Source organism: Priestia flexa, assembly GCF_021441905.1.
Lineage (GTDB): Bacteria > Bacillota > Bacilli > Bacillales > Bacillaceae_H > Priestia > Priestia flexa.
This window is the reverse complement of the sequence record NZ_CP090431.1, coordinates 1,817,483-1,843,504: the sequence shown is the minus strand read 5'-3', so window position 1 is coordinate 1,843,504 and position 26,022 is coordinate 1,817,483. Positions and strand designations below refer to the sequence as shown.

At 38.3% G+C, this 26,022-nt stretch carries 35 protein-coding genes and 3 pseudogenes; 27 read left to right on the top strand and 11 right to left on the bottom strand.

Going from position 1 to position 26,022, the window contains the following annotated elements:
• The first annotated feature begins 81 nt into the window (after positions 1–81).
• On the top strand, positions 82–516 hold the full coding sequence (locus LZP85_RS09475; RefSeq protein WP_025908007.1) for a PH domain-containing protein: 435 nt from the start codon (positions 82–84) through the stop codon (positions 514–516).
• Between the two features lie 41 nt (positions 517–557).
• On the opposite strand, the gene LZP85_RS09470 is transcribed toward LZP85_RS09475, so the two are convergent.
• Together LZP85_RS09470 and LZP85_RS09465 are read right to left on the bottom strand one after the other, a co-directional pair.
• A complete protein-coding gene (locus LZP85_RS09470) occupies positions 558–788 on the bottom strand; it encodes a hypothetical protein (RefSeq protein WP_224840247.1) in 231 nt (76 codons plus the stop codon).
• 181 nt (positions 789–969) lie between these two features.
• Positions 970–1,278, bottom strand: a pseudogene (locus LZP85_RS09465) (winged helix-turn-helix transcriptional regulator).
• 145 nt (positions 1,279–1,423) lie between these two features.
• Between LZP85_RS09465 and LZP85_RS09460 the strand changes: the two are divergent.
• The 5 genes from LZP85_RS09460 (at position 1,424) to LZP85_RS09440 (ending at position 4,098) form a co-directional block, all read left to right on the top strand.
• Positions 1,424–2,008: an NAD(P)H-dependent oxidoreductase gene (locus LZP85_RS09460; protein WP_206782633.1), complete on the top strand. Its 585-nt coding sequence runs from the start codon at positions 1,424–1,426 to the stop codon at positions 2,006–2,008.
• A gap of 109 nt (positions 2,009–2,117) precedes the next feature.
• A complete protein-coding gene (locus LZP85_RS09455) occupies positions 2,118–2,897 on the top strand; it encodes a Cof-type HAD-IIB family hydrolase (protein WP_119542838.1) in 780 nt (259 codons plus the stop codon).
• Between the two features lie 22 nt (positions 2,898–2,919).
• Positions 2,920–3,375 carry a GNAT family N-acetyltransferase gene (locus tag LZP85_RS09450; RefSeq protein ID WP_206833599.1) on the top strand — a complete coding sequence of 152 codons (456 nt, stop codon included), beginning with the start codon at positions 2,920–2,922 and terminating at the stop codon, positions 3,373–3,375.
• Between the two features lie 58 nt (positions 3,376–3,433).
• Positions 3,434–3,595, top strand: a complete 162-nt coding sequence (locus LZP85_RS09445; RefSeq protein WP_206782631.1) for a hypothetical protein — start codon at positions 3,434–3,436, stop codon at positions 3,593–3,595.
• A 125-nt stretch (positions 3,596–3,720) separates the two neighbouring features.
• Positions 3,721–4,098, top strand: a complete 378-nt coding sequence (locus LZP85_RS09440) for a hypothetical protein (protein ID WP_119543919.1) — start codon at positions 3,721–3,723, stop codon at positions 4,096–4,098.
• Between the two features lie 190 nt (positions 4,099–4,288).
• Here LZP85_RS09440 and LZP85_RS09435 read toward each other — a convergent pair whose 3' ends face one another.
• The 3 genes from LZP85_RS09435 to LZP85_RS09425 are packed head-to-tail and all read right to left on the bottom strand — an operon-like array spanning position 4,289 to position 6,295.
• Positions 4,289–4,735, bottom strand: coding sequence for an ASCH domain-containing protein (locus LZP85_RS09435; protein ID WP_119543920.1), 447 nt, complete (start codon positions 4,733–4,735; stop codon positions 4,289–4,291).
• A 9-nt stretch (positions 4,736–4,744) separates the two neighbouring features.
• Positions 4,745–5,506, bottom strand: coding sequence for a GNAT family N-acetyltransferase (locus LZP85_RS09430; RefSeq protein ID WP_119543921.1), 762 nt, complete (start codon positions 5,504–5,506; stop codon positions 4,745–4,747).
• 48 nt (positions 5,507–5,554) lie between these two features.
• Positions 5,555–6,295: a VOC family protein gene (locus tag LZP85_RS09425; protein WP_119543922.1), complete on the bottom strand. Its 741-nt coding sequence runs from the start codon at positions 6,293–6,295 to the stop codon at positions 5,555–5,557.
• A gap of 172 nt (positions 6,296–6,467) precedes the next feature.
• Here LZP85_RS09425 and LZP85_RS09420 point away from each other — a divergent pair, with 172 nt between their 5' ends.
• The 4 genes from LZP85_RS09420 to LZP85_RS09405 are packed head-to-tail and all read left to right on the top strand — an operon-like array spanning position 6,468 to position 8,382.
• Positions 6,468–6,944 carry a GNAT family N-acetyltransferase gene (locus LZP85_RS09420; RefSeq protein ID WP_224840236.1) on the top strand — a complete coding sequence of 159 codons (477 nt, stop codon included), beginning with the start codon at positions 6,468–6,470 and terminating at the stop codon, positions 6,942–6,944.
• Positions 6,945–6,965: 21 nt separating this feature from the next.
• Positions 6,966–7,385, top strand: coding sequence for an NUDIX hydrolase (locus LZP85_RS09415; RefSeq protein WP_025907998.1), 420 nt, complete (start codon positions 6,966–6,968; stop codon positions 7,383–7,385).
• A gap of 15 nt (positions 7,386–7,400) precedes the next feature.
• Entirely contained in the window at positions 7,401–7,781 is a 381-nt protein-coding gene (locus tag LZP85_RS09410; RefSeq protein ID WP_182840869.1) for a DUF5412 domain-containing protein, read from the top strand.
• 52 nt (positions 7,782–7,833) lie between these two features.
• Complete coding sequence (locus LZP85_RS09405; protein ID WP_119543923.1) at positions 7,834–8,382, top strand: histidine phosphatase family protein; 549 nt, start codon at positions 7,834–7,836, stop codon at positions 8,380–8,382.
• 37 nt (positions 8,383–8,419) lie between these two features.
• Here the strand turns inward: LZP85_RS09405 and LZP85_RS09400 are convergent, their stop codons facing one another.
• Together LZP85_RS09400 and LZP85_RS09395 are read right to left on the bottom strand one after the other, a co-directional pair.
• The gene (locus tag LZP85_RS09400; RefSeq protein WP_234562183.1) at positions 8,420–9,262 is read right to left on the bottom strand and encodes an aldo/keto reductase; all 843 of its coding nucleotides are present in this window, start codon (positions 9,260–9,262) and stop codon (positions 8,420–8,422) included.
• Between the two features lie 107 nt (positions 9,263–9,369).
• On the bottom strand, positions 9,370–9,789 hold the full coding sequence (locus tag LZP85_RS09395; RefSeq protein ID WP_076513716.1) for a hypothetical protein: 420 nt from the start codon (positions 9,787–9,789) through the stop codon (positions 9,370–9,372).
• A 224-nt stretch (positions 9,790–10,013) separates the two neighbouring features.
• Between LZP85_RS09395 and LZP85_RS09390 the strand changes: the two genes are divergently transcribed.
• Complete coding sequence (locus tag LZP85_RS09390) at positions 10,014–10,898, top strand: alpha/beta fold hydrolase (protein WP_206833598.1); 885 nt, start codon at positions 10,014–10,016, stop codon at positions 10,896–10,898.
• Here the strand turns inward: LZP85_RS09390 and LZP85_RS09385 are convergent.
• Positions 10,893–11,594: an aminoglycoside 6-adenylyltransferase gene (locus LZP85_RS09385; RefSeq protein WP_234562181.1), complete on the bottom strand. Its 702-nt coding sequence runs from the start codon at positions 11,592–11,594 to the stop codon at positions 10,893–10,895. The two genes, LZP85_RS09390 and LZP85_RS09385, sit on opposite strands and share 6 nt — an antisense overlap.
• On the opposite strand from LZP85_RS09385, the gene LZP85_RS09380 reads away from it, so the two are divergent.
• Positions 11,556–11,714 carry a GNAT family N-acetyltransferase gene (locus LZP85_RS09380; protein ID WP_234562179.1) on the top strand — a complete coding sequence of 53 codons (159 nt, stop codon included), beginning with the start codon at positions 11,556–11,558 and terminating at the stop codon, positions 11,712–11,714. The two genes, LZP85_RS09385 and LZP85_RS09380, sit on opposite strands and share 39 nt — an antisense overlap.
• On the opposite strand, the gene LZP85_RS09375 is transcribed toward LZP85_RS09380, so the two are convergent.
• The gene (locus tag LZP85_RS09375; RefSeq protein WP_025907988.1) at positions 11,711–12,151 is read right to left on the bottom strand and encodes a PH domain-containing protein; all 441 of its coding nucleotides are present in this window, start codon (positions 12,149–12,151) and stop codon (positions 11,711–11,713) included. The genes LZP85_RS09380 and LZP85_RS09375 overlap by 4 nt on opposite strands.
• 135 nt (positions 12,152–12,286) lie before the next feature.
• On the opposite strand from LZP85_RS09375, the gene LZP85_RS09370 reads away from it, so the two are divergent.
• The 13 genes and pseudogenes from LZP85_RS09370 to LZP85_RS09310 all read left to right on the top strand — a co-directional run bounded on the left by LZP85_RS09370 (position 12,287) and on the right by LZP85_RS09310 (position 22,603).
• Positions 12,287–12,841, top strand: a complete 555-nt coding sequence (locus LZP85_RS09370) for a GNAT family N-acetyltransferase (protein WP_119543928.1) — start codon at positions 12,287–12,289, stop codon at positions 12,839–12,841.
• A 160-nt stretch (positions 12,842–13,001) separates the two neighbouring features.
• Positions 13,002–13,427 (top strand): YwqH-like family protein, encoded by a 426-nt coding sequence (locus LZP85_RS09365; RefSeq protein WP_119543929.1) that lies wholly within the window; start codon positions 13,002–13,004, stop codon positions 13,425–13,427.
• Positions 13,427–13,687 carry a DUF5344 family protein gene (locus LZP85_RS09360; RefSeq protein WP_094910186.1) on the top strand — a complete coding sequence of 87 codons (261 nt, stop codon included), beginning with the start codon at positions 13,427–13,429 and terminating at the stop codon, positions 13,685–13,687. Before LZP85_RS09365 ends, LZP85_RS09360 begins: the two co-directional genes overlap by 1 nt.
• 18 nt (positions 13,688–13,705) lie before the next feature.
• Entirely contained in the window at positions 13,706–15,913 is a 2,208-nt protein-coding gene (locus tag LZP85_RS09355) for a T7SS effector LXG polymorphic toxin (protein WP_234562178.1), read from the top strand.
• 4 nt (positions 15,914–15,917) lie between these two features.
• Positions 15,918–16,397, top strand: a complete 480-nt coding sequence (locus tag LZP85_RS09350; RefSeq protein ID WP_061786735.1) for an immunity protein YezG family protein — start codon at positions 15,918–15,920, stop codon at positions 16,395–16,397.
• A 339-nt stretch (positions 16,398–16,736) separates the two neighbouring features.
• Positions 16,737–17,267 (top strand): annotated as a pseudogene (locus tag LZP85_RS09345) (LXG family T7SS effector ribonuclease toxin YxiD); the annotation flags it as partial.
• On the top strand, positions 17,267–17,707 hold the full coding sequence (locus LZP85_RS09340; protein WP_234562176.1) for an SMI1/KNR4 family protein: 441 nt from the start codon (positions 17,267–17,269) through the stop codon (positions 17,705–17,707). The pseudogene LZP85_RS09345 and the gene LZP85_RS09340, both read left to right, overlap by 1 nt.
• A gap of 552 nt (positions 17,708–18,259) precedes the next feature.
• Positions 18,260–18,925, top strand: coding sequence for an HNH endonuclease signature motif containing protein (locus LZP85_RS09335; RefSeq protein WP_224840240.1), 666 nt, complete (start codon positions 18,260–18,262; stop codon positions 18,923–18,925).
• Positions 18,926–18,948: 23 nt separating this feature from the next.
• Positions 18,949–19,419, top strand: a complete 471-nt coding sequence (locus LZP85_RS09330) for an SMI1/KNR4 family protein (protein WP_206782624.1) — start codon at positions 18,949–18,951, stop codon at positions 19,417–19,419.
• 143 nt (positions 19,420–19,562) lie between these two features.
• A pseudogene (locus LZP85_RS20885) lies at positions 19,563–19,671 on the top strand (hypothetical protein); the annotation flags it as partial.
• A gap of 44 nt (positions 19,672–19,715) precedes the next feature.
• Positions 19,716–20,309, top strand: coding sequence for an Imm64 family immunity protein (locus LZP85_RS09320; RefSeq protein WP_206782623.1), 594 nt, complete (start codon positions 19,716–19,718; stop codon positions 20,307–20,309).
• An 82-nt stretch (positions 20,310–20,391) separates the two neighbouring features.
• Entirely contained in the window at positions 20,392–21,609 is a 1,218-nt protein-coding gene (locus tag LZP85_RS09315; protein ID WP_206782622.1) for an RNA ligase, read from the top strand.
• Between the two features lies 1 nt (position 21,610).
• Entirely contained in the window at positions 21,611–22,603 is a 993-nt protein-coding gene (locus LZP85_RS09310) for an AAA family ATPase (RefSeq protein WP_119542725.1), read from the top strand.
• 38 nt (positions 22,604–22,641) lie between these two features.
• On the opposite strand, the gene LZP85_RS09305 is transcribed toward LZP85_RS09310, so the two are convergent.
• Together LZP85_RS09305 and LZP85_RS09300 are read right to left on the bottom strand one after the other, a co-directional pair.
• Positions 22,642–23,010: a hypothetical protein gene (locus tag LZP85_RS09305; RefSeq protein WP_076513629.1), complete on the bottom strand. Its 369-nt coding sequence runs from the start codon at positions 23,008–23,010 to the stop codon at positions 22,642–22,644.
• Positions 23,011–23,083: 73 nt separating this feature from the next.
• On the bottom strand, positions 23,084–23,968 hold the full coding sequence (locus LZP85_RS09300; RefSeq protein WP_119542724.1) for an EamA family transporter: 885 nt from the start codon (positions 23,966–23,968) through the stop codon (positions 23,084–23,086).
• Between the two features lie 268 nt (positions 23,969–24,236).
• Between LZP85_RS09300 and LZP85_RS09295 the strand changes: the two genes are divergently transcribed.
• A complete protein-coding gene (locus tag LZP85_RS09295) occupies positions 24,237–25,433 on the top strand; it encodes a GTP-binding protein (RefSeq protein WP_234562174.1) in 1,197 nt (398 codons plus the stop codon).
• A gap of 15 nt (positions 25,434–25,448) precedes the next feature.
• A complete protein-coding gene (gene dcd, locus LZP85_RS09290) occupies positions 25,449–25,982 on the top strand; it encodes a dCTP deaminase (protein ID WP_206833592.1) in 534 nt (177 codons plus the stop codon).
• Positions 25,983–26,022: the final 40 nt, after the last annotated feature.

Below are 26,022 nucleotides of genomic sequence, written 5' to 3'. Positions count from 1 at the left end.
CAGAAAATCTAAAAAAGAGGTAAGTTAGAAGCATTGCTATCGTAGATTAAGTAACAAAGGATAGAAAAAGGAGGAAAAGCTTTGTACTTTCCGTCTAAAAAAGATTGGTGGTTGTCGTATCTAATTTGGGGCATAAGTATTGCGGTTTTAGTAGATGGAATCTTTGTGATGGGATGGGGGATTTTTATGGTTCCGTTTATTCAAGATCATTACTTCATCCGACTAGCTGTTTTAGCGTTTTTTGCAGCTTTCTTGCTTTCGATTTGGTTTCGCACAGGGTATTACCTCACAGGCCAAACGTTAACTATTTATTATGGGCCTTTTAAGAAAAAAATAAATGTAAAGGAAATTCGCAGTATTTGCTTTGTCAAAATACCGTTTATTGCGCCCGCACTTTCGACTCAACAAATTCAAATCAAGTACAGCAAGCGTAAAACGATACGGATTTCACCTCGTGATCCAGAGGTCTTTGTCCAGTTTCTAAAAGTAAGAGCCACGTTTACGATAAAAGCTTAAAAGAGGCGTAGTAAGCTTTATTAGCTTAGCACGCCTCTTTTTTAATGCAGACATTTTCGAATACCTCCGTATTCTATCAGCGGCTTTGACACATAGCCGTCTGCTTCGAGTAAATAAATAATTGTTGCAGTGACGTATGGTACGTGAGCAGGATGAAGATCTAAATATTTTGAGAGCTGCAAGGAAGTAACGTCTCCTTTAAAGATATCGTGTCGGTTCACACAGACAAACGGGTACACATGCTTTACGATTTGCTTAGCGGTTTCTAACATCAACAAATCAATCAGGCCTCCTAATTGTATTTTAATATAAAGATATTCAGGAGTTTGTGTATTGATGACACGTATTTTTATAAGATAACGCTTACATTTATTGATTTTTAATTTATATGAAGATAATAAAAGAAAAAAGTAACCTGTTGAATAACTTCTTATACAGAAGCTATTCAGCAGGTTACTGCAAATGTTTCTTGCTCCAATCCCCCATGCTTTGAAGAATAGGTACAAAACTTTCGCCTAAAAAAGTGAGGGAGTATTCTACTTTAGGTGGTACTTCATTGTATACTTCCCGGTGAATCATACCATCCTTTTCTAGCTCGCGAAGCTGATTGGAAAGCGTTCCTTTGGAGATGCCAGGAAGTAGCCGCTGAAATTCATTAAAGCGAATGGTTTTTGTGCTTAAATGCTACAGAATAATAATTTTCCACTTTCCGGCGATAGTATTGTGGGTTTGAGTTACGGGGCAATTTTCTCTTTGGGCCATATAAGACAACTCTCTTTCTTTTCTTAAAGGTCACTTTTTTACGACTAGGTCATAAAAAAGTGACTACTTTTCAGAATTCCTCTATCCCTATAATATGAAATTATCGCTTGAATTTAAATATAAAAAAACATGGGAGGAAGAAAACATGAAACATTTAATTATTTATGCACATCCACATCAAGAAAGCTTAAATCACTCTTTATTGGAAGCGACGGTTAAAGCTTTAGAAAAAAACAATCATGAGGTGGTTGTTCGAGATTTATATGCGCTGAAGTTTCAACCTGTATTTACAGAAGAAGATATGGAAGCAATGAAGGCAGGGAACACTCCTCAAGATATTAAAGTAGAACAAGAGTATATTACACAAGCAGACGTTATTACGTTTATCTATCCAATCTGGTGGGCAGGTCTTCCGGCTATTATTAAAGGGTATGTAGACCGTGTGTTTGCGTACGGCTTTGCATATGCTACTGGTGAAGAAGGTATTACTAAGCTACTAGCTGGAAAGAAAGGTCTTATCATTAATACCCACGGAACACCAAGCGCTGTTTATGATGAGATAGGCATGACGGCTGGATTAAAAATCACGTCAGATGTAGGGGTTTTTGATTTTACAGGAATTGAGCCTGTTGATCATTTATTATTCGGAAGTATCGGCTATTTAGATAAGGAAGGCTACAAAAAAATCTTTACTCAAATTGATGAGACGATTGATCGTCACTTCTCATAATTGTAAGCTAAGCACTAGAATCAACAGGGTTTTGGTGCTTTTTCTATTATTTGCTTTTTTTAAATGTGTATATGGATTAAAATGGAACTAAAAGAAAGGAAATGGAAATATGAGCTGCAAAATCATTTTTTTCGACGTTGATGGTACGCTAACGCATCACAAGAGGGGCGAAATACCTGAGAGTACAAAGCGTGCCATCAGTTTATTAAGAAATCTTGGCATTATTATTGTAGCAGCTACTGGACGCCCACTCTCTATGTGCGAAGAATTAAAAGAACTAGGTATTGATGTGTTTATTACTGCAAATGGTGGTTACGTGACTTATCAGAATGAAGTTATACATAAAGTGAGTATGAGCAAGTCCAACGTAAAAGAGCTAGTAGAATTCTCAGATTCCAAACAACATGCCCTATCTTTTTACACGAAAGGCTTTCACATGAACGGAGTACAGGAAGAGGGTGTTTTAGCTGCTTTATCCGAAACCTTGTCGCTTCAAACCTATCCAGACACTCATCCTTCCATTTACGAAGAAGAAATCTATTTACTTTGTCTGTTTGGAACAGACGAAGTGGTCGATCAATATAAGATGAGGTTTCCTCACTATACGTTTCGCCGCTGGCACCCATATGTGGTAAACGTATTGGAAACAGACGTATCAAAGTCGCAGGCCATTGTAAAAGTGTTAGAGTACTTTAAGATACAACCTTCGGAGGCGATGGCTTTTGGGGATGGTGACAATGATATTGATATGCTTGAAACTGTAGGTGTTGGTGTTGCCATGGAAAATGGTAGTCAACGCTTAAAGGAAATAGCTGATTTTGTGACGAAAAAATCAGATGAAGATGGCGTGGAGTTTGCCCTTAGACATTATAACCTCATTTCACAATAAGAAAGAAGAAAGGACGTGTACAATGAACCAACCAATTCGAAAGCTTACTATAAAAGATTTAAAGCCTGCAGCTAAGCTGTTTGCGCGTGTATTTAACGAGGAACCTTGGAATGAACCATGGACGCTTCAAAGCTCTTATAAGCGATTAATGGATATTAGCTTAACGCCTGGCTATCTAGGGATTGGTTATTTTGAAGAAGAAAATGGTCCGCTTCTTGGTTTTATCGTTGGAAATGAAGAGCAGTGGATAAACAATAAGTATTTTTATCTCAACGAAATTTGTGTGGATACCAATGATCAAATTAGCGGCATTGGGACGAGCTTATTAGAATTTCTAAAAGTACAGCTCAAACAGCAAGCAGTAGCACAAATCTACTTATCTACTGAAAACGGTCACCGAAAGCCAGCAGCTTTCTTTCAGAAAAATGGGTTTGAATTAAACAAAGAACGTGTTGTGATGAGTGTGGAGTTAGAATAAAGTGGTTGGGAGCGACGTGAAAAGTATCTATGCACTCTGACTTATAAGGGGAACCCACATGAAAAAATTGCTCCTCTTAATCAGCTGCTGTCCCGCTATGTTACTATTACGCTGTAATAATAACATAGCGGAGAAAGTAGTTAATAAAGAGGACGTCGAGTTTGAAATTACGCCTATTCAAAAGCAAACGCGCCCTCAAGACATGCCGGAAAACAATTAATCTAGTTACTTTAAAGAAAGTTCAAAGATCTATAGCGTAAAATATTCAAAGGAATTAATTGTAGTTGAAAGCCCTGATGGACAGAAGAATGTTTTAGAAATGGTAAAAGAATAGGACGATTTAAAATGAAGAAAAAAGTAGTTAAGATTTTACTGGTTATGAGTGTAGGAATGAACGCTTACTGGCTGGTTAAGCATTATGCTTTTGATAGGATGTATGATCCCGATGAAAAGGAACAAATCATTCTAAATGAAATGATTCAAAGAACAATTGAAAGTAAAGACTATCAAGAGATTGCTAAAACAAAAGATATTAAAGCTATAGAAAGCAGCATGGATAAAAATAAAGGTGGCAGATATCCATATTATTTTAATGTAAGCGTTCGAACAACTGAAGGTACATATTTGTTTGGCTGTAGTGATGAGCAGTGTACAGATATCGAAAAGTATGGAGAAACTTATTCGATTTATCAAGATGAAAAGCCGAGACTACCTCTAGAATAGTGCTGACAAAACCATAAGAGTATAGAAAATAAGTATTTAAGCCAATGATCTATTCACACAATTTAGAGGTTGGTTTAGAAAGTATGAGCTGTTTTTAGAAAAGATGTTACAGCTCTTTTTCGTGAAGAAATGATAGAAAAAGCTTTTAAGAATTTGGTTCTTAAAAGCTTTTTTATGTACTCTGAACATGTTAATAATTTTTCAAGCTCAGGTTTACAAAACGCTCACAAACGACCATTAAATCAGGAGAAAATGTTTTTCTATACGGCTTTAATTCGTTTGTGAAAAATTCTTCGTGAGCGCGCCACCAGAAGTCATAGTCGCCTTCACCTTCAGCTAATGCAAATTCTTCTGATACCTCGTTCATCGGCAAAACGTCTACCGATTGAATTTGAATAACGGCAACTGGCTGATTGTTTTCGTCTAGCACAATCGAATAATCTCCTTTTTTCGGTAACTCTTCGTTTTCAAGTTCATAGAAAACATAGCCAGATGTAGTAGCTGTTTTTTTACCTTCAACAACTAAGGAAGCAAGCCAGCCAGAAGACGCGCCGAACTGAAATGCTTCTTTGTACGAGACGTTAGTAAGGTTGTTTTTTTTGCAAAAATCCTGCCAAAATTGATCGATTTCATTCATCTTTTTCACCTATTTCTTCAGAATACGATAATGATGAGAGGACATTGCTTTAAATCCAAGCTTTTCATACAAATCAACTGCTGGCTTATTTTCTTTCACAACCTGAAGGTAAACATAGTCAGCTCCTTCTCTTTGAGCACATTGAACGAGCGCGCTCATCAGCTCTTTGGCAATGCCTTTTCGGCGGTGCTTAGCGTCTACAATCACGTTGCTGATGCATCCGTACCCTTGTTCAACTACCACGGATCCTAAACCCACCGTTTCTTTATTGCTTGATAAGCGCAGAAACGTCTTAGGAGCGTGAATGCTGGAAAAGATATGAGTATAGGCGTCAAAGCGATCTTTCGAAAAATCTTCTAATGTCAGAAACTCATCAATCCAAGCAGGAGTTGCTTCGCGTAAATAGTCGGCATCATACTGAATGTCCAGCTTGACATTTTGGAGCGTATCTTCACAGGCTGCCATCATCGTAAAGCATTCATCGCTTTTTTTATAACCTTTTGAACCCAGTGTTTCATCTAACTGTGCTGGTGAAAGCTGAGAGATATGAAAACATGACGCTGTGTTACGGCTTTCGTAAAAATTCTCAACCTTTTGAAGCCAGTTTAAATCAAAAGGAAGTGAGCCAACCGCGTGGACGCTATTGGCGCGCTTTGTATAACCAAACGTATAGCGCATCGTCCAATCACCGAGTTTTTCAGTTGTATGAGCTGGCCAAGCATTGGGAGCCAGTTGTTCAAGTAAGCGTAGTGTATCTGTTGTTGTTTGCATGCTGCGCCTCCTAGTCTATAAATCTTCTATAATTTTACAAGTATACACCTAATAGCAAACAGGTGGCAACCGTAAATCCTGAAGAAAACTGTGCTGAAATTCAGGTGTGTGTACTAAAGAGAATTGATAGCCGCTGTTTATAAAATTTTGCTGATTGGTTAGCGGAAGTGGAGTACCGAGCGTCACCTTTATGTTAGGAGGTAGTGCTTTCATGGCGATAGGAATCCACGGCCGCTTTTCTGAGACGACCACTGCATAAGCTGTTCCACCAATCACAAAGTTAAAGTAGTCATCATCTTCGTCTGTTTTCATGTTGAAAGTTTCTTTTAGCCAGCTTCGAAACTTTCCAACGTCTTTTACTGGAAATCCTACTTCTCTTATATATAATGCATTCAGCTTACCATAGCCCTTTAACTTATTTTCATGAATATAGTCATGTGCAATTAACTCAAGTAAGTTACCGTCACAATCGCGGAAATACACGTTTTTTCGACCGTTATGTTCATCGATAGGATTTCCTTCGTTTTGAGCTAACAAAAACACGCCAGATTTTTTTAAAAGTGTAACAGCATTAGTAAACAACTGATAAGACACCTGAATGGCAAAGTGTGCGGGCTTAATTGGTTCGTAGGATTCCTTGAAACTAAGCGTGCTATATGGAGTCAGTCTGAACTGAATAAACTCAGTTGTTTCGTTTGTCATTTCTAAATGTAGTGCTTTTTCATAAAATTGTTTGACACCTTGAATAGATACCGTAAGCAGTTCGAGATTTGCATAGTGGGTAATCATCATCATTCACTCCTTTACCATTAGTTTATGATGTAGTCCATAAAAACAGCCACGGTACAATGAATGAAAAGGAATACATCTTTAGTCGTAGAAAGGATAGATGTTATTTATTTACTTTTGTTATGTAAAAAAATAGAACAATAGTATAAAATGGGAACAGGGGTGTTGAAAAGTGGAAATTCGCCGCGTTGTTATTGATGACAGAGAAGAAGTCAGTCGATTCTTAGAAAAGCATTGGGGAAGTACAAAAATGGTTACTTCTGTTGGTGCGTATGACTGTTCCTCTCTGTGTGGGTTTATCTTATATGACGAGCACAATAACATCATTGGGTTAGTCACCTATGAAATACGAGAAAAAGAATGTGAAATAATCTCGTTAGATAGCTTGCAGGAAAACAGCGGATTCGGCACGGCCCTCATGAAAGCAGTGGAAGAGAAAGCAAAATCCGTAGGTTGCACGAAGGTAACGCTCATTACAACAAATGATAACGTAAAGGCTCTTCGGTTTTACCAAAGGCGTGGTTATCATTTAGCTTACCTATTTCCAAACGCAGTTCAAGAAGCAAGAAAACAAAAGCCAAGCATTCCTTTGGTTGGTTATGATGAAATTCCAGTTCGAGATGAACTGTTGTTAATGAAGAAGCTATAACTGAATGGAGGAGGATTTTGCATGTCAAACTGGAAAGGCGCAGCAGCGATTTGCATCAATGAAAATAACGAATTATTAATGGTGGCGCAAGAAAAGCCAAATCACCCAGAGCTATGGTCTGTTCCGTCAGGTGGGCTAGAAGGCGGTGAAACGTTTGAAGAATGCTGCGTTCGTGAAGTTTTGGAAGAGACGGGATACGAGGTTGAAATCCTAGGTCAAGTCCATGAATACGATACGGTCACATACGGTGTTGATGTGCATATTAAATATTTTGCTGTTCAGTTAGTAGGTGGAGAAAAGAAGCTCCAAGATCCTGATAACCTCATTGTTGATGTAGCATGGAAGCCTGTAGCAAAAATGGATGATTTATTTATGCTGTTTGAAGAAGAGCGAAAAATTTTACTGAGATACATTGAAGATGGAGTTTTAAAAGTGAACTAAAGCGGAGGATGGAAGTTGTTAAAGGTCATTAAAACAAAAGAGAAGCTTACGAAGTGGTTATTAATCGGGTGCTGTGGTTGTATCAGTCTTTTGGGATACGGCATATATCGGACATTTTTTGATATGAGTCGTCTTCCTGAAGGAAAATATCTTACTGAATCCACATCACCCGATGGTGCCTATACGCTAAAAGCATACCTCTCGGACGGAGGCGCAACTACCGGCTATGCTGTTCGAGGGGAGCTTGTTTTTAATAAAGGAAATAAAGAAAAGAATATTTACTGGAACTATAAAGAAAGCAGTGCGGATATTCATTGGCAAGGTAAAGATACGGTCGAGATTAACGGACACTCGCTGCACGTTCCAAATGACATTTATGATTTTAGGCGCGAATAATAAACGAACACTGTGAATTTATGTGAGATTATTAGTTTTTCAGGAGGAGAAAATGAAAACAATCTATTTACTCCGGCACTGTAAAGCTGAAGGACAAGAACATGATGCCCCTTTAACGAGAGAAGGAAAAAGAGATGCCCTATCGTTAGTAGAGTACTTAAAGCCCTTAGGTATTTCAACTATTATATCAAGTCCGTACATAAGAACGATTCATACGATTGCCCCTTTTGCAGCAGAGGTTGGCGTTTCAATTAGGCAAGATGAGCGATTAGCGGAACGTGTTCTAACAGGAAAACCCGTAGACAATTGGTTAGAGCTATTAAAGCAAACATTTCATGATGAAAATCTCCAATTCAAAGGTGGAGAGTCATCAAAAGAAGCAACTCAGCGTGTGCTAGCTGTTGTATACGAAGAGGTGGGTGATCTAAATGAAATCTCATTATTGGTTACGCACGGTAATTTAATGAGCTTGTTGTTACGACACTTTGATGCTAGTTTTGGATTTCAAGAATGGTCTAATTTATCGAATCCAGACTTATATCGAATAGATTTGTTTCCTACAAAAGGAGTTATGAAGAGGATTTGGAGTCAGAGGGAATGAAAAGAGGATAGACAATTTGTCTATCCTCTTTGTTTACTTAAAAATCAAAGTTGTCTGGATCTGGACCTACTCGGTGATTTTGGTTTAGTGCATCAATTTGTTTCATTTCGTCAGACGTTAGCTTGAAATCAAAAATATCAGCATTTTGGATAATGCGGTGCTCTTTTGTTGATTTTGGAATCGTAATAACACCGTTTTGAACATCCCAGCGCAAGATTACTTGAGCTGTAGATTTATTGTACTTAGCAGCAATCGCAGACAGCACATCGTTATCAAGCAATTCGCCCTGCATAAGCGGAGACCAAGCTTCTAGCTGAATGTTTTGCTGTTCACAATAAGTACGAAGCTCTTTTTGCGTTAAGCGCGGATGATATTCGACTTGGTTGATGACTGGCTTCACCTCAGCATCTTGTAGTAAATCTTCTAAATGATGAATTTGGAAGTTGCTTACGCCAATTGCTTTTACCTTGCCGTCTTTATAAAGCGTTTCTAACGCATGCCATGCGTCCTTATATTTTCTTTCAACTGGCCAATGAATAAGGTAAAGATCTAAATAGTCTAATCCAAGCTTTTGAAGACTAGTTTCGTAGGCTTTAAGCGTTTCTTCATACCCTAAATCACTATTCCATACTTTTGACGTTACGAATAGCTCTTCACGTGAAAGACCCGTCTCTTGTAGACCTTGTCGAATTCCTTCACCAACGCCTTCTTCGTTTTCGTAGATGGCTGCTGTGTCAATACTGAGGTAGCCGTTTTTAATCGCAACTTTTACAGCTTCAACTAACTCAGGTCCTTCTTCCACTTTAAATACGCCTAAACCAAACCCGGGCATCTTTACGCCGTTATTTAATGTTACTGTATCTTGTAAATGCGTAATCATGTTATCAACCTCCAATAGTAAGTACATGACTTATAATAAGAGAGAGTTAATAAAATGAAAAGTAAGCACTTTAAAGTGATATAGGTACTTCAAAGTGCCTATAGAGCTTATGAATAGACATGTACGTGCTCTTTAATAAAGTCTCTTAAGCTGTCAATCTCAAGCAATTCTTCTTTACAAAGCCGACCAAGATTCGTTAACTCTTCAATTTGCTTACTAGACACACGTTCGTAGTAAGCGTGCTGATGTGGCTTTTCTTGTGCAATTAGGTCATGCGACACGTAGCCTCTTGCATCCAAATATTGATGATTTGGTAACACGCAGTATGCATGAATAAGCACCACTCTTGGTGCGCTTTCATCTTTAAACTTAAAGTCTGAATTCCACATAAACTCTATAGGATAGCCAAGCTCTTGGTGTAAGGCAATCGCAAATAGGTGAGGGCGAGTAGTTATGTAGTCGAAAAGTTGAAAAGATGTATTTAGAATAGTTGTTTTTAACTGAAGTGTTGTTTCAAAGTGAGACACGCTGCATTACCTACCTTTTCTAGCAATATACCAGTATATTGTAATTTTTTCTTCCTTTTTTCTAGTTTAACTTATTTGACCAATTTAGTGTAAAATGATAACTGGAAGTATAGGGGTATTTTAACAATTTTCTCCTGATCAGAAAAGGAGAAACAGAAGAATAAACGAATATTGAATAGTATTCTTGGCTATCTTGTAAAGAACAGAAAATGGAGGTGAAGCGGTTGGAGCGAATCATTTATCATATGGAAGTAGATGGGCACCTGCTTGAGTATTCAGTTGTTGGAACAGGAACTCCGATCTTACTATTTCACGGGGGGCACTCGAACTGCCGAGAAGAGTTAGGGTATGAACGTCTTGTAAAAAGCGGGTTTTCAATCATAACACCGTCAAGACCAGGATACGGAGCTACTTCAAAAGAACTTGGCGAAACATTCGAACTAGCTTCTCGTTGCTATGCGAAGATGTTAGATCAGTTAGACATTAAAAAAGTACATATCATTGCAGTCTCAGCGGGAGGTCCGAGCGGAATTAGCTTTGCGTCAATGTATCCAAACCGTACAAATAGCTTAATTCTACAAAGTGCCGTCACAAAAGAATGGCTGTCTAAAAAAAGTCTCAATTATAAGGTAGCGAAATTTGCATTTCATCCGCTTACTGAAAAGTGGACGTGGAAGCTCGTGGCTCGTCTGTCAAACCGCAACGTACAGTTTATGTTTAAGCAGTTTGTTCCATCTTTTAGTAAACTTCCGGCAGAAGAAGTCATGAAACAAATGAAAGATTCAGACCTGGAAGCATTTCAGCGTATGAATAATCGCTATCGTTCAGGAAAAGGGTTCTTGTTGGATTTAGAGCATACGTCCAAGCAATTTCATCATTTGCTGACAGCGATTCAAAGTCCAACCCTTATTCTTCACAGCCTTAACGATCAAGCCGTCTCACTTGAGCATGCACATCATGCAAAAAAATCAATTCCAACATCAACTCTTTGTCTCCTTGATAATTGGGGACACTTGCTGTGGGTTGGAAAAGATGCAGGTGATATTCATAATCAAGTTGAAGCATTTATTAAAAAGCACGACCTTGTGAATGGGCACGTTACTTTATAATATGGGGGAGAAAATGCATGACCAAAACAATTGATTTACAAATAGTAGATAACGTAGATAACTATATACAAAATTTGTCACAGCTTTTAATGACTTGCGTGGACGGAGGGTCATCAATTGGCTTTTTGCCACCTTGGTTGACTCGCGAATAAACATTACTTGACTGGCTTGGAGCGCATGCCAAACCTTTTTATTGGTCGATACGTCATAGGTGCTTTGAAGCTCAAGAAACTCGTGTTTTTCCAGGTAGTTTGGAAGGTACTTATTGTTTTTTCCTAAACTAAACGTAAATCCACGCTCAGTACCAATTCGCCAGGACATCATGCGCAGAAGTTCTGTTCTCGCTTGAATAGTCAGATGATCTACTGCATATAAAAATTCATTGCGGCAAAGGCCTTTGACAACGTACGTACAAACCCACCAAAATTCGTTGCAACAGTCTAGAAAGTTAGCTTCGGTTGGCATTTGAAGATGATACTGTTTATCGCTTAGAAGTTGTGGTGCCCTAAATAAATCATCTTTATCTAGCAATATGGTTGAAATACCTTCATCACCACGGTTCCAGTCTTCTTTAAGTGAAAGCGGACAAAGAGTTAAATCAATTCGCGTATAGCCTTGAAACAGCATGAGAAATTTAGAAGAAAAGCCGTTGGAAAAATGTTGATCAAAGAAGCAGAAAGGTGGGCGAAGAGTCAAGGCTGCATGGCAATTGGATTAAACAGCGGCAACCGAGATGAGCGGCTGGCTGCGCATCTTTTTTATCAAAAAATGGGCTACCAGCCGAAAAGCACTGGGTTTATAAAAGAGATACGTTAAAACTTAAAGGAGCTACTGTGGCAGCGTGCTTTCAACTCTGAAAGAAAAAGATCACGCTTAGCCGGTGAGATTTTTACGCTTCCTAAAAGAGAAGATGTATAAAAGATTTCAATAGCATCCTTTGAAGCGAGAACTTTATATCCCGTAAAAACATTACGAGTTGGGGCTACCTTTGTGATTTCTTCATATGGAATACGAATCTTCAATACGCCCCCTTTAACAATAAGATAATCAGAGTGAAGTTCATACGTCGCAAAAAAACTAGACCATACCATGACGCCTCCACAAGCTAAAAATAATGCAATAGAAATAATAATATCAAGCAGAGTTGTTTCACTGTCTAAAAAAAGAGGAAGAAAAAATACTACGCCAAGGGTTGCTAAAGAAGTGGTTATTACCATACCAAAAAAGCGGTCGATATGAGATCGGAATTTCAAGAAAGCACCTCCGTTCATTTTTTGAAAACGAGTTAGTACTAGTTTATACGCTTAATGTAAGGAATTGGTTTCGCTTTTTACTAATGCGAAGTGAAAAAATAGATTTAGTATATTAGCTAAGAAAGGAAGAAACACATGAACATACCTACATTGGATACGAAGCGGCTCATTCTCCGTGAGTCAAAAGAAAGTGATGCCGTTCATATGCTAAGGTATTTATCTGACCCTGTAGTAATGAAGCATATGGGGTTAGAGCCTTTTCAAACGATTGATGATGTGAAAAGCGAGCTCAGCTGGTACAGAAATATAGTAAATGAAGGTACCGGGATGAGATGGGGTATTACATTAAAAGAAGAAGGCGTCATAATTGGAAGCTGTGGTTTTTTAGATTATGAATCTAGTCATGAAAGAGCGTCAGTTGGATACGAGCTTCATCAGGAATACTGGAGGCAAGGCATTGCAGCTGAAGCTATGAAAGCAGTCATCGAGTATGGATTTTTAAACTGGAAGCTACATCGCATCCAAGCCCTAATTGAACTAGAAAACATATCATCGCAGAAGCTTGTTGAAAAGCTTGGATTTCATCAAGAAGGATTGCTGAGAGAATATGAGCGCACGTGCGGGAAATTTGATGATTTGTATATGTACAGCTTACTAAAAAGGGAATGGAAAGAAAGAAGAGCCGACTAATGAGCGGCTTTTTTATTTATGATTCTTTATACCTATTATTTTGGCGGATTTAAGGGAACGTTGTCTTACTGTGGAAAAAAGAGAAAAATTTCCTATTTCTCTAATCAAAAGCAACTTTTAAACTATAAATATTGGAAAAAGTGGTAAAGAGGTGAACCTCATGGGATTTGAACAAATGCTTCAAAGTTTTTCAAGCACAATCTCAGGAAACGTTGCGGATGCTGAAGAGAAAATTCAGCGTTTAAAAACCGCAAAAACAGAGATTGAAAGCGAAAAGAAACGGTCATTAGTAGAAATAAAAGAAGTAAAGGAACCAGACTTAGGAGATCATTGGAAAGGTGATATATCCACAAACTTTGATGACAACAGAAAGCAAGCATACAACGAAATCAACGATATTATCACAAACGATTATGACGACTATATAAATGCGATTAACCATAAAATCACGTGGTACGAGGCTCAAAAAGGCTTTTATAGCGGTGTTAGCTACCTTGTAAACGAAGCGGAATCTCTTTTAAATAAAGGGGAAGATGCAGTCGCAGATTTAGAGAATAAAATTAGTGAGATTAGGAGAAAGCTATAATGACATCAATCAAGCTCAACTATGAAGACGTCATGCAAAAGCTTGAAGACGTCGAAACAGCCATTCAAAAATTATCGCTCCCAGGAAACTCCGATGTCGGGGATAACAATCTTTCAACCACAAATGAGTGGAAGTCACAGGAAGAAGAGCTGGGAAAGCTTTTAAAAACGTACATCACAGCCTTAGAAAAAAGCGTACAGGACACCAAAGCTAACGTGAAATTATTAAAAGAACAAGACGAAGCCATTGTGCGTTCATAATGAAAAAGGGTGAATCAAATGGGGAAAATATACGATGCAAAGGGCATTTCAACCTTTTCCAAAGAACGAGAAAAAGCGTATAAAAATCTTGAAGACCAGCTGAAGACCCTCCACAAAGCGCTAGCTGCCGTGTCTAAGCTGGATGATAGCCTTCAAGGAAAAGGTGCCGACAACATTAAGAAGTTCTATGAATACCAAGTTGATAACGCAAAGTGTTGGATTGATTTAGTCCAAATGACCAAGTCATATTTCTCAGCGCTGTACGTAAAAGCAGAAGACGCGAACCTAGCAGGAAACACGGTAGTTGACCTATCGTTTTTAGAGCATGATCTTAAACAGTCCGTAAGCCAAGCGAAAGAACTCGTTGCTCAGCAGCGAGAAGATCTTCAAACGATTTTGCATAAAGTGGACGACTTAGTCTCACTGTCTGCGTTTTCTGCCGAAGATTTTAACGATTCAATCGATAAAGCAGAAAAAAAGCGGGACGAAACGGTTGAAACAGTTGAAAAATTGGATGCAGAGTGGTTAGAAGGTTATAGGCAAATGGAATCAAATTATTTGCTGACACAAGCTGCAACCAACAGCTTACACGGAGCTACGACGCAAGGCGGGCAGGCGTATCCAGTTTTATTTGATCAAAAAGCGTATCATGCAAGCGAGTTGTATAAAGTTCAAAAAGAAGCAAGCGAGTACGCAACGAACTACGTGACGTATCATGAAGAAATGAAAAATGTTCACGAGCTGAAAAAAGAAGCGGAGCGCCAAGCGGTTGAAGAAGCTAATAAAAAGTGGTATGAAAAAACGTGGGATACGGTTTCAACCTTTACAGGAGAGGTAACAGGATATTATGATTATAAACGAGCAGCCGAAGGCGTAGATCCCGTTACGGGACGTGAGCTTTCAACATCGGAACGCGTAGCGGCAGGTGCAATGGCAGCAGCTGGATTCATTCCCGTTGTCGGCTGGGCAGGTCGCGCAGCTAAAGGCGGAAAAGCTATCTATGTTACCGCCAAAGGTGTCAACGCTGCTGATCATGCGCTTGATGCGTACAAAACGTCCAAATCGTTTAAAGCGCTCGAACAAGCAGAAAAAGGTCTCTACGGCCTAGTCGCCGCAAACGGCATGTACGAATTCACAACGGGAAAAGACATGTTCGGCAATGCGATCTCCGAAGAACAGCGCCAAAACAGCCTGTTCCAATCGCTCGGCATTGCAGGCGCAGGTGCCCTATCGACGCGCTACGCAGCCAATATGGGTCAAGCCGTGGTGACAAAAGGAACCGAAAAGCTCACGCAAATGCGCAATACGCTTCGCACAAGTGCGGTTGCCAACGTCACCAAACAAGCGTACCAAAGCGTCAAAACCGCGCCCGCATCGTGGACACAGTCATTACATAAAACGTATACGAGTATTTTAGACAGCACCATGCCAAGGCTCATGCCTGAACTAGCGTCAGCCGGTCCAGCGCTTGCGCAGCAGACGGTAAGGGAAACCTTGCAGAACGTGAAGCAGCAAGCGATGCAGATGATTACGCCCATTTACAATCCAAAAGTCAAGCGGTACCAAGACCCAGAGACAGGGAGATTTGTGGCGAATCCGAACGTGGAGCGTGTGGAGAAACCCGTTGGAGTGGAGAAGAAGGGTAAAGAGGTTGAGCGCGTTCGGAATGTTGAGAGTGTTCAGGGTGTTTCTAGGGGGACAGTTAAAGATAGTATTATAAAGGAAATAAAAGAAATTGATTTCGGAAAACATATAATAAGAGGTAAAAACGGAAAAAAACAGTTACTTCCAAATGCAAAGTATGTAACTAATGATGATTATAAATATACTACCGATGAACTTGGGCGTATAGTCCATGTTGAGGCTCCTGAACTTATATTAAAAAAGGCTGATAGAAATAAATATGCACAAGCGAATGTAGGAGATAAAGATAGATTATCAGATGATGATGGTGGTCATTTAATAGGAGCTCAATTTAATGGCCCTGCGGATATAGATAATCTTGTACCACAAAATAGTCAGATTAATAGGAGAGGTGGAGTTTGGTATAATATGGAGACAGAATGGGCAAATGCATTAAAAGAGGTGCCTCCTAAGAATGTCTCCGTTAATATTACACCAATTTATTCAAGTAACTCAATGCGACCAGATTCATTTACTATAAGATATCAAATTGAAGGAAAACGACAAGTAAGGTTAGTGATACAAAATAAATCAGGAGGTTGAGAATATGAGTTTTGAAAATGAACTAAATGAATTATATAAACAGATAGCTCAGCAAGTTAACGATTTAATTCCAATTGAATGGAGCGACTTTTATTTCAATGGAGAAGTGAAGGATAAAGAAGGGGGGGTATTCTTCTTTTTTACCCCTATTGACAGTAATGAACCAGTTTATTCTCATGATATCCCAGATATTTATCCTATAGATGAGAGTGTCCATGATGAAGAGATGCATAAATTGTTTGAACTAACAGTTAAACTGCAACAGGTTTTTATTGATAATGACCAAGAACCTTGGTTTTCAGTGACATTATTACTTAATTCATTGGGAAAACTAAATGTACATTTTGATTACTCAAATTGGCATGATAGCGAATTTGGTCCGGCAGCTAGAATTGAGTATTTTGAATATAAATATGTAAGTCAAAATAAAGAACAGCTAGATTTAGATTTAATAGAGAGAATGAAGAAATTTGAAGAAAAGTAAACAATTAAGCACTTGGTTACCTTTTAGGCAACAGGTGCTTTTGTTTTTGGTGAAGTAAGAACAACATGAATGAGACCAGTTTGAAATTCATAGCTCATGAAGGTAGTACCATCATGGAGTATTGATTTTATATTTGGATTTTGTGAGAAGTACGATAAATAGGCGAGATGACATTTTATATGGTAGGGGTAGTTATGAAATGGATTGGCTAACAAACTAACGATAATGACAAAGCTCGTGACGATAACCAATGGGTAACATAAATAGGTGCTGTTTTATTGTATGCGCTACTATGATCCGGAGACAGGGAGATTTGTCGCGAATCCGAATGTGGAGCGTGTGGAGAAACCTGTTGGAGTGGAGAAGAAGGGTAAAGAGGTTGAGCGCGTTCGGAATGTTGAGAGTGTTCAGGATGTTTCTAAGGGTACGGGTAATAAGATAGATTCTGATACAATAAAAAAATATATTAGAGATATAGAAGGACGAACCGGCAGAGAGTTACCTAAAAACCAAATAGAGAAGTTAAAGGAAGCCTTAAGAAATAAAGAATATAAAAAAATGTCACCAATAGATACAGCTAAGCATAGGGCAGAATTTGATAAAGTAAAAAATAAAGTAATTAAAGAGTGGGAAGAAAATACTGGGCAAAAGTGGCCTGTGTATAATGAAAATGTTATTTCGGAAAGAACAGGTAAAATAATTAGGAAACAAGGAGATAAGTATGATGCTCATCATATAATTGAAAATACTTTTGGTGGAGAACATGAATGGTGGAATATGCATCCTGCAAAATTCCCAAATGAGCATCAAGCTGGTATTCATGGAGCTGGTTCACCAGCAAATACACTATTTAAAGGAGGTAAAAAATAATGAGCTATGAATTTATTAAGGAAAACCAAGAAAATAGTTTTTATCAAGTGAATGAAAACGAAATAAAAGAGGTTGAGAAGGAACTCGATTTAAAATTTCCTAAAGAGTTAGTTAATTTTTATATAGAGGTTGGCTACGGATTTATTAAAGGTTCAGAGTTTAATATTAATCGTATTATGGACCCATATTCAGTAAGGGATTTTCGATTAAGAGTTAATGATTTTAAGTTTTATCCCGACATAGAAATCTATGATGAATTTGAGAATAACAAACTAATATTTTTTGAAGGCAGTGAATCAGCTTTAATGTCAATAGAATTGAATGAAAATAATAGAAGTGCAGTTTACTATTATGATATTCAAATTGCGACTTCTCTAGAAGAATTTTTAAGAAAGATAGAAGAAAATGATAAATATTATTTGGAGTTACTAGTTGATTAAAGAACGATAATAAAACATACCTTGAATGGTTTTACGCCTTTCAAGGTTTTTTTCTTTAATTTAAAATAAATTAACTGATATTTGAGTGAGACAATAAGAAAATAATTTGTTTGAGAATTGAGAGCTCATGATGGTAGTACCATCATGGAGTATCGTTTTAATACTTGGATAGTAAAAAAAGTACGATAATTGGGCGAGATGACATTTTAAACATACGCTGTATTTATTACCGGGAACAAACCAAAATCTTACGAAATTAAAGAGCCTCGTGGGTTTATAGATAGAATTAGTAATGAATTACTTTATGAAGATTTACAAATTAAAATATATATAATCACTTAGGTTCAAATCAACATTTTGCGGACAACCACCGTTTCCAACATAACCAAATAAGCGTACCATAGCATCAAAACCGCGCCCGCATCGTGGACACAGTCATTACATAAAACGTATACGAGTATTTTAGACAGCACCATGCCAAGGCTCATGCCCAAACTAGCCCCAGCCGGTCCAGCGCTTGCGCAGCAGATGGTAAGGGAAACCTTGCAGAACGTGAAGCAGCAAGCGATTACGCCCATTTACAATCCAAAAGTCAAGCGATACCAAGATCCAGAGACAGGGAGATTTATGGGGAATCTGAATGTGGAGCGTGTGGAGAAACCCGTTGGAGTGGAGAAGAAGGGTAAAGAGGTTGAGCCGGTTCAGGGTGTTGTTAAGGGTACGGGTAATGTAAACTTAAAAAACATTGATGAGTTTATTGATGGTACAAAAACTTTTGATGATGTTGTTGATGATTTTGCTCGACTATACAGTGAAAAAATTCAAACAAACAAAACTTGGTCATGGAATAAGTCATTTCATGGTGGAGAATATCTAACTGCCCGCCAGCGAAAATTGATTAAGGAAAAAGCAATTGAAGATGGCCTGATTCCCAATGTAAATGTAATTAAAGCAGATGGAATGAGGTATGGTTTTGCAGATTTCAAGAGTGCGGGACTTGTGGTAGAGACTAAAGATTTACCAGAAAGTCTCTGGTTAAAGTCTGACGAGGCACAATTTGAATGGCTAGATAACGTAATTGGAGGAAGACCAGAAGGTATGACATGGCACCATACTGAAGTACCAGGTAAAATGGAGCTAGTACCTTTTGGAATACACAATATAACTATCCATAATGATGGCAGATCTACTGGAATGTGGGCAGATGCTCCGAGATAACTAGTAAAGAAAGGAGAACAAATATGAAAATCAAACAGGACACTATAGTTAGGCCATTGCCTTCAGATGAATTAATAAAAAATCACGAAAAGTTTTGGAGACTTTTATTACCAGAGTCTTTCTTAGAATTTATAAAAGAAAATAATGGTGTAGAGGTTGAGGAAGGAACATTTGAGTGTAACAACCGTGGTTATGCGCTAGAAAGGTTTTTGTGTATATTAGATGATATTGAGAATCATCCAAAAGGAATTTATGACATAGATGTTGTCTTTTCACAAATAGGTGAAAGGTTAACTGATAACGAAGACTTATTAGGGGCAGAGGTATTGCCAATAGCTAGTGTATTTGCGGGTGACTTTGTATGCTTAGATTTTAGAACAGATAAAAATAATCCATCTGTTTGTATATGGTCTCATGAAGAATCTGGTGAGTTTGAGCCTGTTACATATAATTTAGCAGATAACTTTACTGAATTTTTAAAGATACTTGAATAGAGAGTACAAGTTGAAAATATAGGAAGTTGAATGTGATATTAATAATGGATAAATTTTAGAGTATGGAAGAAAGCACCTGATTGCCTTTTGAGCAACAGGTGCTTTTATTAAAGTTTTAGATTTTGGTCAACATAGATGAATGCAATTCGGTTTATTATTATGATATCCAAATTGCAACTTCTCCTGAAGAATTTTTAAGAAAGAATAGAAGAAAATGATAAATATTATTTGGAGTTACTGGGATGGAATTAGCCGCTTTTGGGTTACAGATTTTTAATTGTTAAGAGGTGAAGGTTTTGGGCGCAGGAGGGTATGTCAATATAGGGATTGTTTTCAGCGATAAGCACAAGCTGCTTCAAGTGTTTGATTCACTTAAAAATTATATAGTTCAAAAAGGCAGTAAATTTATCGCTGTAAAATACAGTAAAGATGTTGAGGGGAACGCTTGGATAGAAAGTGAAATTGATAATAATTTAATTGAAAGTACTTGGTTAAAAGGATACTATACTGAATTTAGAGTATCTGGTTTGTTTCTACATTCTAATCTGAAAGAAATAGATCTACTTGTTATAAAAGAAAATCATTTCTTTGGATTTTTGCTAGGAATTAGTTGGGATGAAATTCACCTTAATAAACAGGATGATATTCAACAACATATAATTGACGTCTTGGTAAATCTTTATAAAAGTACTAACTACGACTATGCGTTTGTTGGTCATGAGCTTGAGATTGAAATCGGACCTGAGAATTTTGAAAAAGGATTAAAACAGAATGATTATTATCCAGTAGGAATCGTTCCAAAGGGTACTGATGTAGAGATTTATTACGGTGTAATTGGAATAGATGGATTGTCTACACAAGAGAAGAAAAAAGAAATAACGAAAATATAACATATATTATATTAAATAGAAAAACATGTTATTATTTTCATAACGAAACAACGGAATGATTTAGGCTAAGGGAGAGAAGAACATGGCTTCTTGGAATCCAGTTTTACAGCTAGTCACAGAGATTAAAAGAAAGTACGTAGCTTCGTTTGGCTTGGATACATATGATTTTAAAACGTGGATTGCAAAGCTTGGCAAGCAGGAGTATCACGATATATTTGACTGTTTGCATATAAATCAAAAAAATGAGTTTATGCTCATTCGCTACGACTTAACGGAAGTTCAACAGCAAATGTGGGAAGATCCCAATTCAATTTACCGAGAGTGTCGCAGCGTTGTGATTGATGTAAAAAGAGAAGAGTTGGTGTTAACGCCTTTTCGCAAGTTTTTTAACTTAAATGAGGTGGAGGAAAATCAGCTAGAGAGGATTGCTGAGAAATTTCGTTCAGCACAGACTGTTGAAGTAGCCAATAAGCTGGACGGTTCAATGCAAAATGCGCGTTGGTATGACGGTCAACTTTTTGTAGCGGGAAGTATGGCGCTTGATGCGAGAGATTCATGGCGATTGGTTGAAGGCTACTCAATGCTGACGGAAAGCTATATTCGTCTGATTCAGTCTCGTCCGGATTTAACGTTCATCTTTGAGTACATTTCCAAAAAAGATGCTCATGTTGTGGTGTATGAAGAAAAAAATGAAGGCATGCATTTAATTGGAGCAAGAAGCGTAGAAACGGGTGAGCACCTCCCTTATTACAAGCTGATTGATCTAGCCAGCGCTTATGAGATTAAAGTGGTGGACCTTGAACGAAAAACGCTAGAACAACTACTTGTAGACATGAAGCAGATGAAATCAAATGAAAAAGAAGGCTGGGTTATAAACGTAGACGGTCACTATGTAAAGGTCAAATGCGATGACTATGTGAACATTCACCGATTGTTAGACCGAGTTTCGTCTGTGAACGTCATTATTGAAGCAATTGCGGACGAAACGTTTGATGATTTAGTGTCAAAGATTCCAGATAGCTACAAAGAGCGAGTAAATAACGTCGCAAACCTTATTTTTACCTATTTAAAAAAGACAAAACAACAAATTAATGAGTGCTACGCAAAAGCTCCCAAGAAGACGCAGAAAGAGTTTATGATTTGGGTAGAACAAAATGTTCCTCAGCACATTAAGCCGTACGTGCGAAGCGAGTATTTAGATGTGAAATATAACTTGCTGAAAAAAGGCAAGCTTGGCTACAAGAAAATGTCAGAGTTAGGGTACCGTGAATTCGTTTCAGAAACAAAAGAAGGTGAGTAAGATGGAAAATAAGCTCGGGGAATTAATTATGCTGGTGGGTCTTCCTGGAAGTGGGAAATCCACATTAGCTGAAGAACTAAGGGCCACTAAAAAATATGTTCACTTATCTTCTGATAACATCAGACAAGAGCTGACGGGCGATGTGAATAATCAAGACGAAAATAGAAGGATATTTGAAGTGATGAATGAGCGAGCCATGGAGCTCTTAAAAAGCGGTCAGCATGTGATATATGATGCGACAAACGTTCATCGCAAACGGAGAAAGCATTTGATTACTCAAGTGTTCAAAGCAAGTAAAAAAAAAGCGTACTATTTAAATGAACATATTGACGAAGTGAAATCACGCAATCAACAACGTTCGAGAGTGGTGAAAGAGGAATCTATTAACAGGATGTATAAAAGTGTTCATATTCCTGTTGAAAACGAAGGTTGGGACGAAGTGGTCTATGTTTCAGCTAAGGAGCGTCAACTTAATGAACATAAAGAAGCTTGTGAAAAGCTTTTTATCCAGTACTTGCCCCATGATGAGTTATTTTCAGAACTAGCGCGCTATATACCAGACTTTAACGCGATTATTGATTTACCGCAAGACTCAAAGTATCACAGTTTTTCTGTTAGTCGACATACGTATTATGTTTATCAGTATATACAAGAGCACTATTCAGGCCCTAACAAGCTGGTTCTCTTGTGGGCAGCCCTGTTTCATGATCTCGGAAAAGGGACGTGTAAGTCGTTTGTGAACTACAAAGGGGAAGAAACAAAATATGCGAGCTTTATCGGTCATGACTATGTTTCTTCCCAGCTGGCAGCTTATTGGCTGACGGTGCTTGGGTACGAAGACGAGCTCGTTAAACATGTGTCTGCACTCACTCAGTTTCATATGTATCCGATGGATATAGGCGATAAGAAGCTAAAGGAATTGAATGAGCTCCTTGGAGCGGAGCTTTTTCATCAGCTCATGATTTTGCATGAGGCAGATATACAGGCTAAATAAAAACAAGCAGCGAGGCAGAAGCCAGCTGCTTATTTCTATTAACCTTTAATCCTATCAAACGGCGTTTCTTTACCATTTATAAAGACTTTAAGCGTATGATTAGGCGAATCTAAGCTAAGTTTATAGATAAACGGCTTTTTTGTTTTGCTTTCTGATTCTGACTCATCCAGCTCAATGGTGATTACGTCATCTTTCTGTTTAAGGTCTGCTGATACTCGTTTAGATGTTTGATAAACAAGATACGTTTGATTGTCACCGTCTTGAATGAGCTGAAGATCATATGCAGCCTTTGCTTCTTTTTCAATAGACTTTGGAGCGCCTTTCACTTCACTTATGCTTACTGTAGAGCTGTTGCAAGCTGAGAGTATAATGGCAGTAAGCAACCCGAGCATCATGTTTTTTCTCAATAACGCACCTTCTTTTTACCTTTGTTTTCCAATTATTATAAGGGAAGGGTGAGTAGTTGTAAATATTTTCTGTTTATAGACGAACTTCATAGCGCTCTTTGCGCTTTAAACTTGGAAAAGCAATGCCAGCTAAAATAAGAATAACGCCCATCCATTGAATAGAAGCAACCGATTCATGTAACACAAAAGTGGACATAAACACAGCGGTTGGCAGTTCTGAAGCACTTAAAATAGCACCAAGATTTCCGCCAACTTTTGGCATGCCGATATTAAACAGAATCGGAGGAAGCAATGACCCGAATAATCCCATTAATAGCCCATACATCCATAAATGTGTAGATACGAGTTCTTCCACCATAAACGTCGGTGGCATAACAATAAAGATAAGAAGCGCAGCACCGGTTGTCATGATGGCACTTTTGCGGATCGGGTGAATCGAAATAGACGTGCGTCCGCTAAAAAAGATAAAAAATGAAAACGATACGGCAGCAAGCAGACCAAAGAGTATTCCTAGACCTGAAAAAGCAATCGTACTTTCAGCAACGCCGGATGCTAAGAGTGAGCCTACCATAATAATAGCCGCTGCCACTAGCTGCTTAGAAGTAGGTGCTTTCTTGTCAAACACGTATTGTAAAATCATGCTGATCCATGTGAACTGTAGTAAAAGAATAATGGCAAACGACGCGTTGATGTAGCTAAGCGCGTAGTTATAAAAAATCCCTGTTAGTCCCATTGGCGTCCCGCTGAGCAGTAAAACAGCCCAATTTTTTTTCCGAAGAGGACTTTTGGGCACAAAGCTAGCTAGTATCCAAAGCAGAAGTGCACCTAGTAGATACTGACTTCCTGTTAAGGCATTCACACCAAACCCCGCAGCGTATCCAAGCTTCACAAAAGTTGAGACAACACCATACGAGCACCCACCTAAAAAGACAAGGAGAGCATAAAACCATAAATTCATAAAAATCCTCCTTTAAACAATACAAAAGCCACCCATCTCCGAGGAGATGGGTGGCGAAAAATAGCAGTAAAAAATCCACCTGCTGCAGGAATTGCAGCTTTTAAGGTATGTAACTAGCTTTATTATAAAATGATATCATGCAGCTATCAATAGAAATTCGATTAAGAGGTTTATATAAATATATCTCTTGCATTCCACAAAAAAACCATAGTATAGTATAATTTAAATCGTAATTGTTACGATTTAAATTAATGAGGAGGTATTTGATATGAAAAAAATACCGGTAACAGTACTAAGTGGTTATTTAGGATCGGGGAAAACCACGTTATTAAATCACGTGCTCCAGAATCGTGATGGCCTTCGCGTAGCGGTGATAGTAAATGATATGAGTGAAGTAAATACAGACGCAGAGTTGGTGAAGCAAGGTGGAGATTTATCGAGGACAGAGGAAAAGCTCGTTGAAATGTCAAACGGATGCATTTGCTGCACGCTTCGAGAAGATCTGTTAGTTGAGGTTGAAAAGCTTGCTCAAAGAGGAAACATTGACTACATATTAATTGAATCAACAGGAATTAGTGAGCCGGTTCCAGTTGCTCAAACATTTTCGTATATAGATGAAGAGCTAGGCATTGATTTAACACAATTTTGTACATTAGACACGATGGTAACGGTTGTAGATGCCAATCGCTTTTGGCATGACTTTCAATCTGGAGATTCATTGTTAGACCGTAAAGAAGCGCTCGGTGAAGAGGATGCGCGTGAGATTGCAGATTTATTAATTGATCAAATTGAGTTTTGTGATGTATTGCTTTTAAATAAGTGTGACCTTGTTGGTGAAAAAGAGCTTGAAAAGCTCGAAGGAGTGCTTCGTACACTTCAGCCAACTGCCAAAATCATTCGCACAACTCATTCAAAAGTTGACCCTACCGAGATTTTAAATACGGGCTTATTTGATTTTGATACGGCAAGTGCATCAGCAGGATGGCTTCGTGAATTAGAAGGAGGACATCATGAGCATACGCCTGAAACAGAAGAGTACGGAATTGGTTCATTTGTATATGATATCAAGCGTCCGTTTCACTCTGAGCGCTTTGTGACATGGGTTAATAATCTGCCAAAAGAAATTGTCAGAGCAAAAGGAATCGCTTGGTGTGATACGCAAAATAACGTTGCGCTTCTAGTGTCACAAGCGGGTCCATCTGTTAGTATTGAACCCGTTTCATATTGGGTAGCGTCGCTTCCACCCCTTGAACAAGAGCAGATTATTCGCGCCAATCCGCATTTGCTAGACACGTGGGATGAAACATATGGTGATCGCCATACAAAGCTTGTTTTTATTGGAATTGATTTAAACCCTGAACAAATTATGAAGCAAATCGATGCATGTTTATTGACAGAAGAAGAAATGAAAGGGAACTGGAAGGATTTAAAGGATCCCTTTACATGGGAGCTACAGAAAGCATAAAAAGGAGAATAATGCGTGATTTTATCAGATAAAACGATTAGTGAAAAGCTGCATAGTAAGAAGCTATCCATTGAACCTCTTACAAGTGAGCAGATCCAGCCTGCATCTGTTGACTTACGCCTGGGATTTAGCTACTTAAAGGTGAAAGAGCATCAAGTTGGACTTATGTCTTTAGATGAAGAAATACAGTATGAGCATTTTGAAAATGAAGAGGTTATCATTCCACCCCATTCCTTCTTGCTGGCAACAACGCTTGAATACATTCGCCTTCCTGAGAACGTTACTGCTTTTGTAGAAGGAAGAAGTTCCATTGGACGAATGGGCTTGTTCATTCAAAATGCAGGATGGGTGGACCCAGGGTTTGAGGGTCAAATTACGCTTGAATTATACAATGCGAATCGCTTACCAATTAAGCTTGTGAGCGGTCGGCGTATTTGCCAACTTGTGCTTGCAGAGATGGATCAAACAGCTCAGCAGCCTTATAAAGGAAAGTATCAAAAACAGCGCAATGCAACCGGAAGTCGTATTTTTTTAGATGAGGAAGTTTAACATACAAGCACTTATATCAATTGATATAAGTGCTTTGTTT

Coding starts and splice junctions, on each gene's coding strand:
- LZP85_RS09415 (WP_025907998.1), top strand. CDS start 6,966: ATGTCAAACTGGAAAGGCGCAGCAGCGATTTGCATCAATGAAAATAAC.
- LZP85_RS09430 (WP_119543921.1), bottom strand. CDS start 5,506: ATGCAAACAACAACAGATACACTACGCTTACTTGAACAACTGGCTCCC.
- LZP85_RS09405 (WP_119543923.1), top strand. CDS start 7,834: ATGAAAACAATCTATTTACTCCGGCACTGTAAAGCTGAAGGACAAGAA.
- LZP85_RS09365 (WP_119543929.1), top strand. CDS start 13,002: ATGGGATTTGAACAAATGCTTCAAAGTTTTTCAAGCACAATCTCAGGA.
- LZP85_RS09355 (WP_234562178.1), top strand. CDS start 13,706: ATGGGGAAAATATACGATGCAAAGGGCATTTCAACCTTTTCCAAAGAA.
- LZP85_RS09440 (WP_119543919.1), top strand. CDS start 3,721: ATGAAGAAAAAAGTAGTTAAGATTTTACTGGTTATGAGTGTAGGAATG.
- LZP85_RS09310 (WP_119542725.1), top strand. CDS start 21,611: ATGGAAAATAAGCTCGGGGAATTAATTATGCTGGTGGGTCTTCCTGGA.
- LZP85_RS09450 (WP_206833599.1), top strand. CDS start 2,920: ATGAACCAACCAATTCGAAAGCTTACTATAAAAGATTTAAAGCCTGCA.
- LZP85_RS09435 (WP_119543920.1), bottom strand. CDS start 4,735: ATGAATGAAATCGATCAATTTTGGCAGGATTTTTGCAAAAAAAACAAC.
- LZP85_RS09295 (WP_234562174.1), top strand. CDS start 24,237: ATGAAAAAAATACCGGTAACAGTACTAAGTGGTTATTTAGGATCGGGG.
- LZP85_RS09300 (WP_119542724.1), bottom strand. CDS start 23,968: ATGAATTTATGGTTTTATGCTCTCCTTGTCTTTTTAGGTGGGTGCTCG.
- LZP85_RS09460 (WP_206782633.1), top strand. CDS start 1,424: ATGAAACATTTAATTATTTATGCACATCCACATCAAGAAAGCTTAAAT.
- LZP85_RS09315 (WP_206782622.1), top strand. CDS start 20,392: ATGGCTTCTTGGAATCCAGTTTTACAGCTAGTCACAGAGATTAAAAGA.
- LZP85_RS09330 (WP_206782624.1), top strand. CDS start 18,949: ATGAAAATCAAACAGGACACTATAGTTAGGCCATTGCCTTCAGATGAA.
- LZP85_RS09425 (WP_119543922.1), bottom strand. CDS start 6,295: ATGATTACCCACTATGCAAATCTCGAACTGCTTACGGTATCTATTCAA.
- LZP85_RS09445 (WP_206782631.1), top strand. CDS start 3,434: ATGAAAAAATTGCTCCTCTTAATCAGCTGCTGTCCCGCTATGTTACTA.
- LZP85_RS09350 (WP_061786735.1), top strand. CDS start 15,918: ATGAGTTTTGAAAATGAACTAAATGAATTATATAAACAGATAGCTCAG.
- LZP85_RS09455 (WP_119542838.1), top strand. CDS start 2,118: ATGAGCTGCAAAATCATTTTTTTCGACGTTGATGGTACGCTAACGCAT.
- LZP85_RS09380 (WP_234562179.1), top strand. CDS start 11,556: ATGTTGATCAAAGAAGCAGAAAGGTGGGCGAAGAGTCAAGGCTGCATG.
- LZP85_RS09370 (WP_119543928.1), top strand. CDS start 12,287: ATGAACATACCTACATTGGATACGAAGCGGCTCATTCTCCGTGAGTCA.
- LZP85_RS09400 (WP_234562183.1), bottom strand. CDS start 9,262: ATGATTACGCATTTACAAGATACAGTAACATTAAATAACGGCGTAAAG.
- LZP85_RS09340 (WP_234562176.1), top strand. CDS start 17,267: ATGAGCTATGAATTTATTAAGGAAAACCAAGAAAATAGTTTTTATCAA.
- LZP85_RS09470 (WP_224840247.1), bottom strand. CDS start 788: ATGTTAGAAACCGCTAAGCAAATCGTAAAGCATGTGTACCCGTTTGTC.
- LZP85_RS09360 (WP_094910186.1), top strand. CDS start 13,427: ATGACATCAATCAAGCTCAACTATGAAGACGTCATGCAAAAGCTTGAA.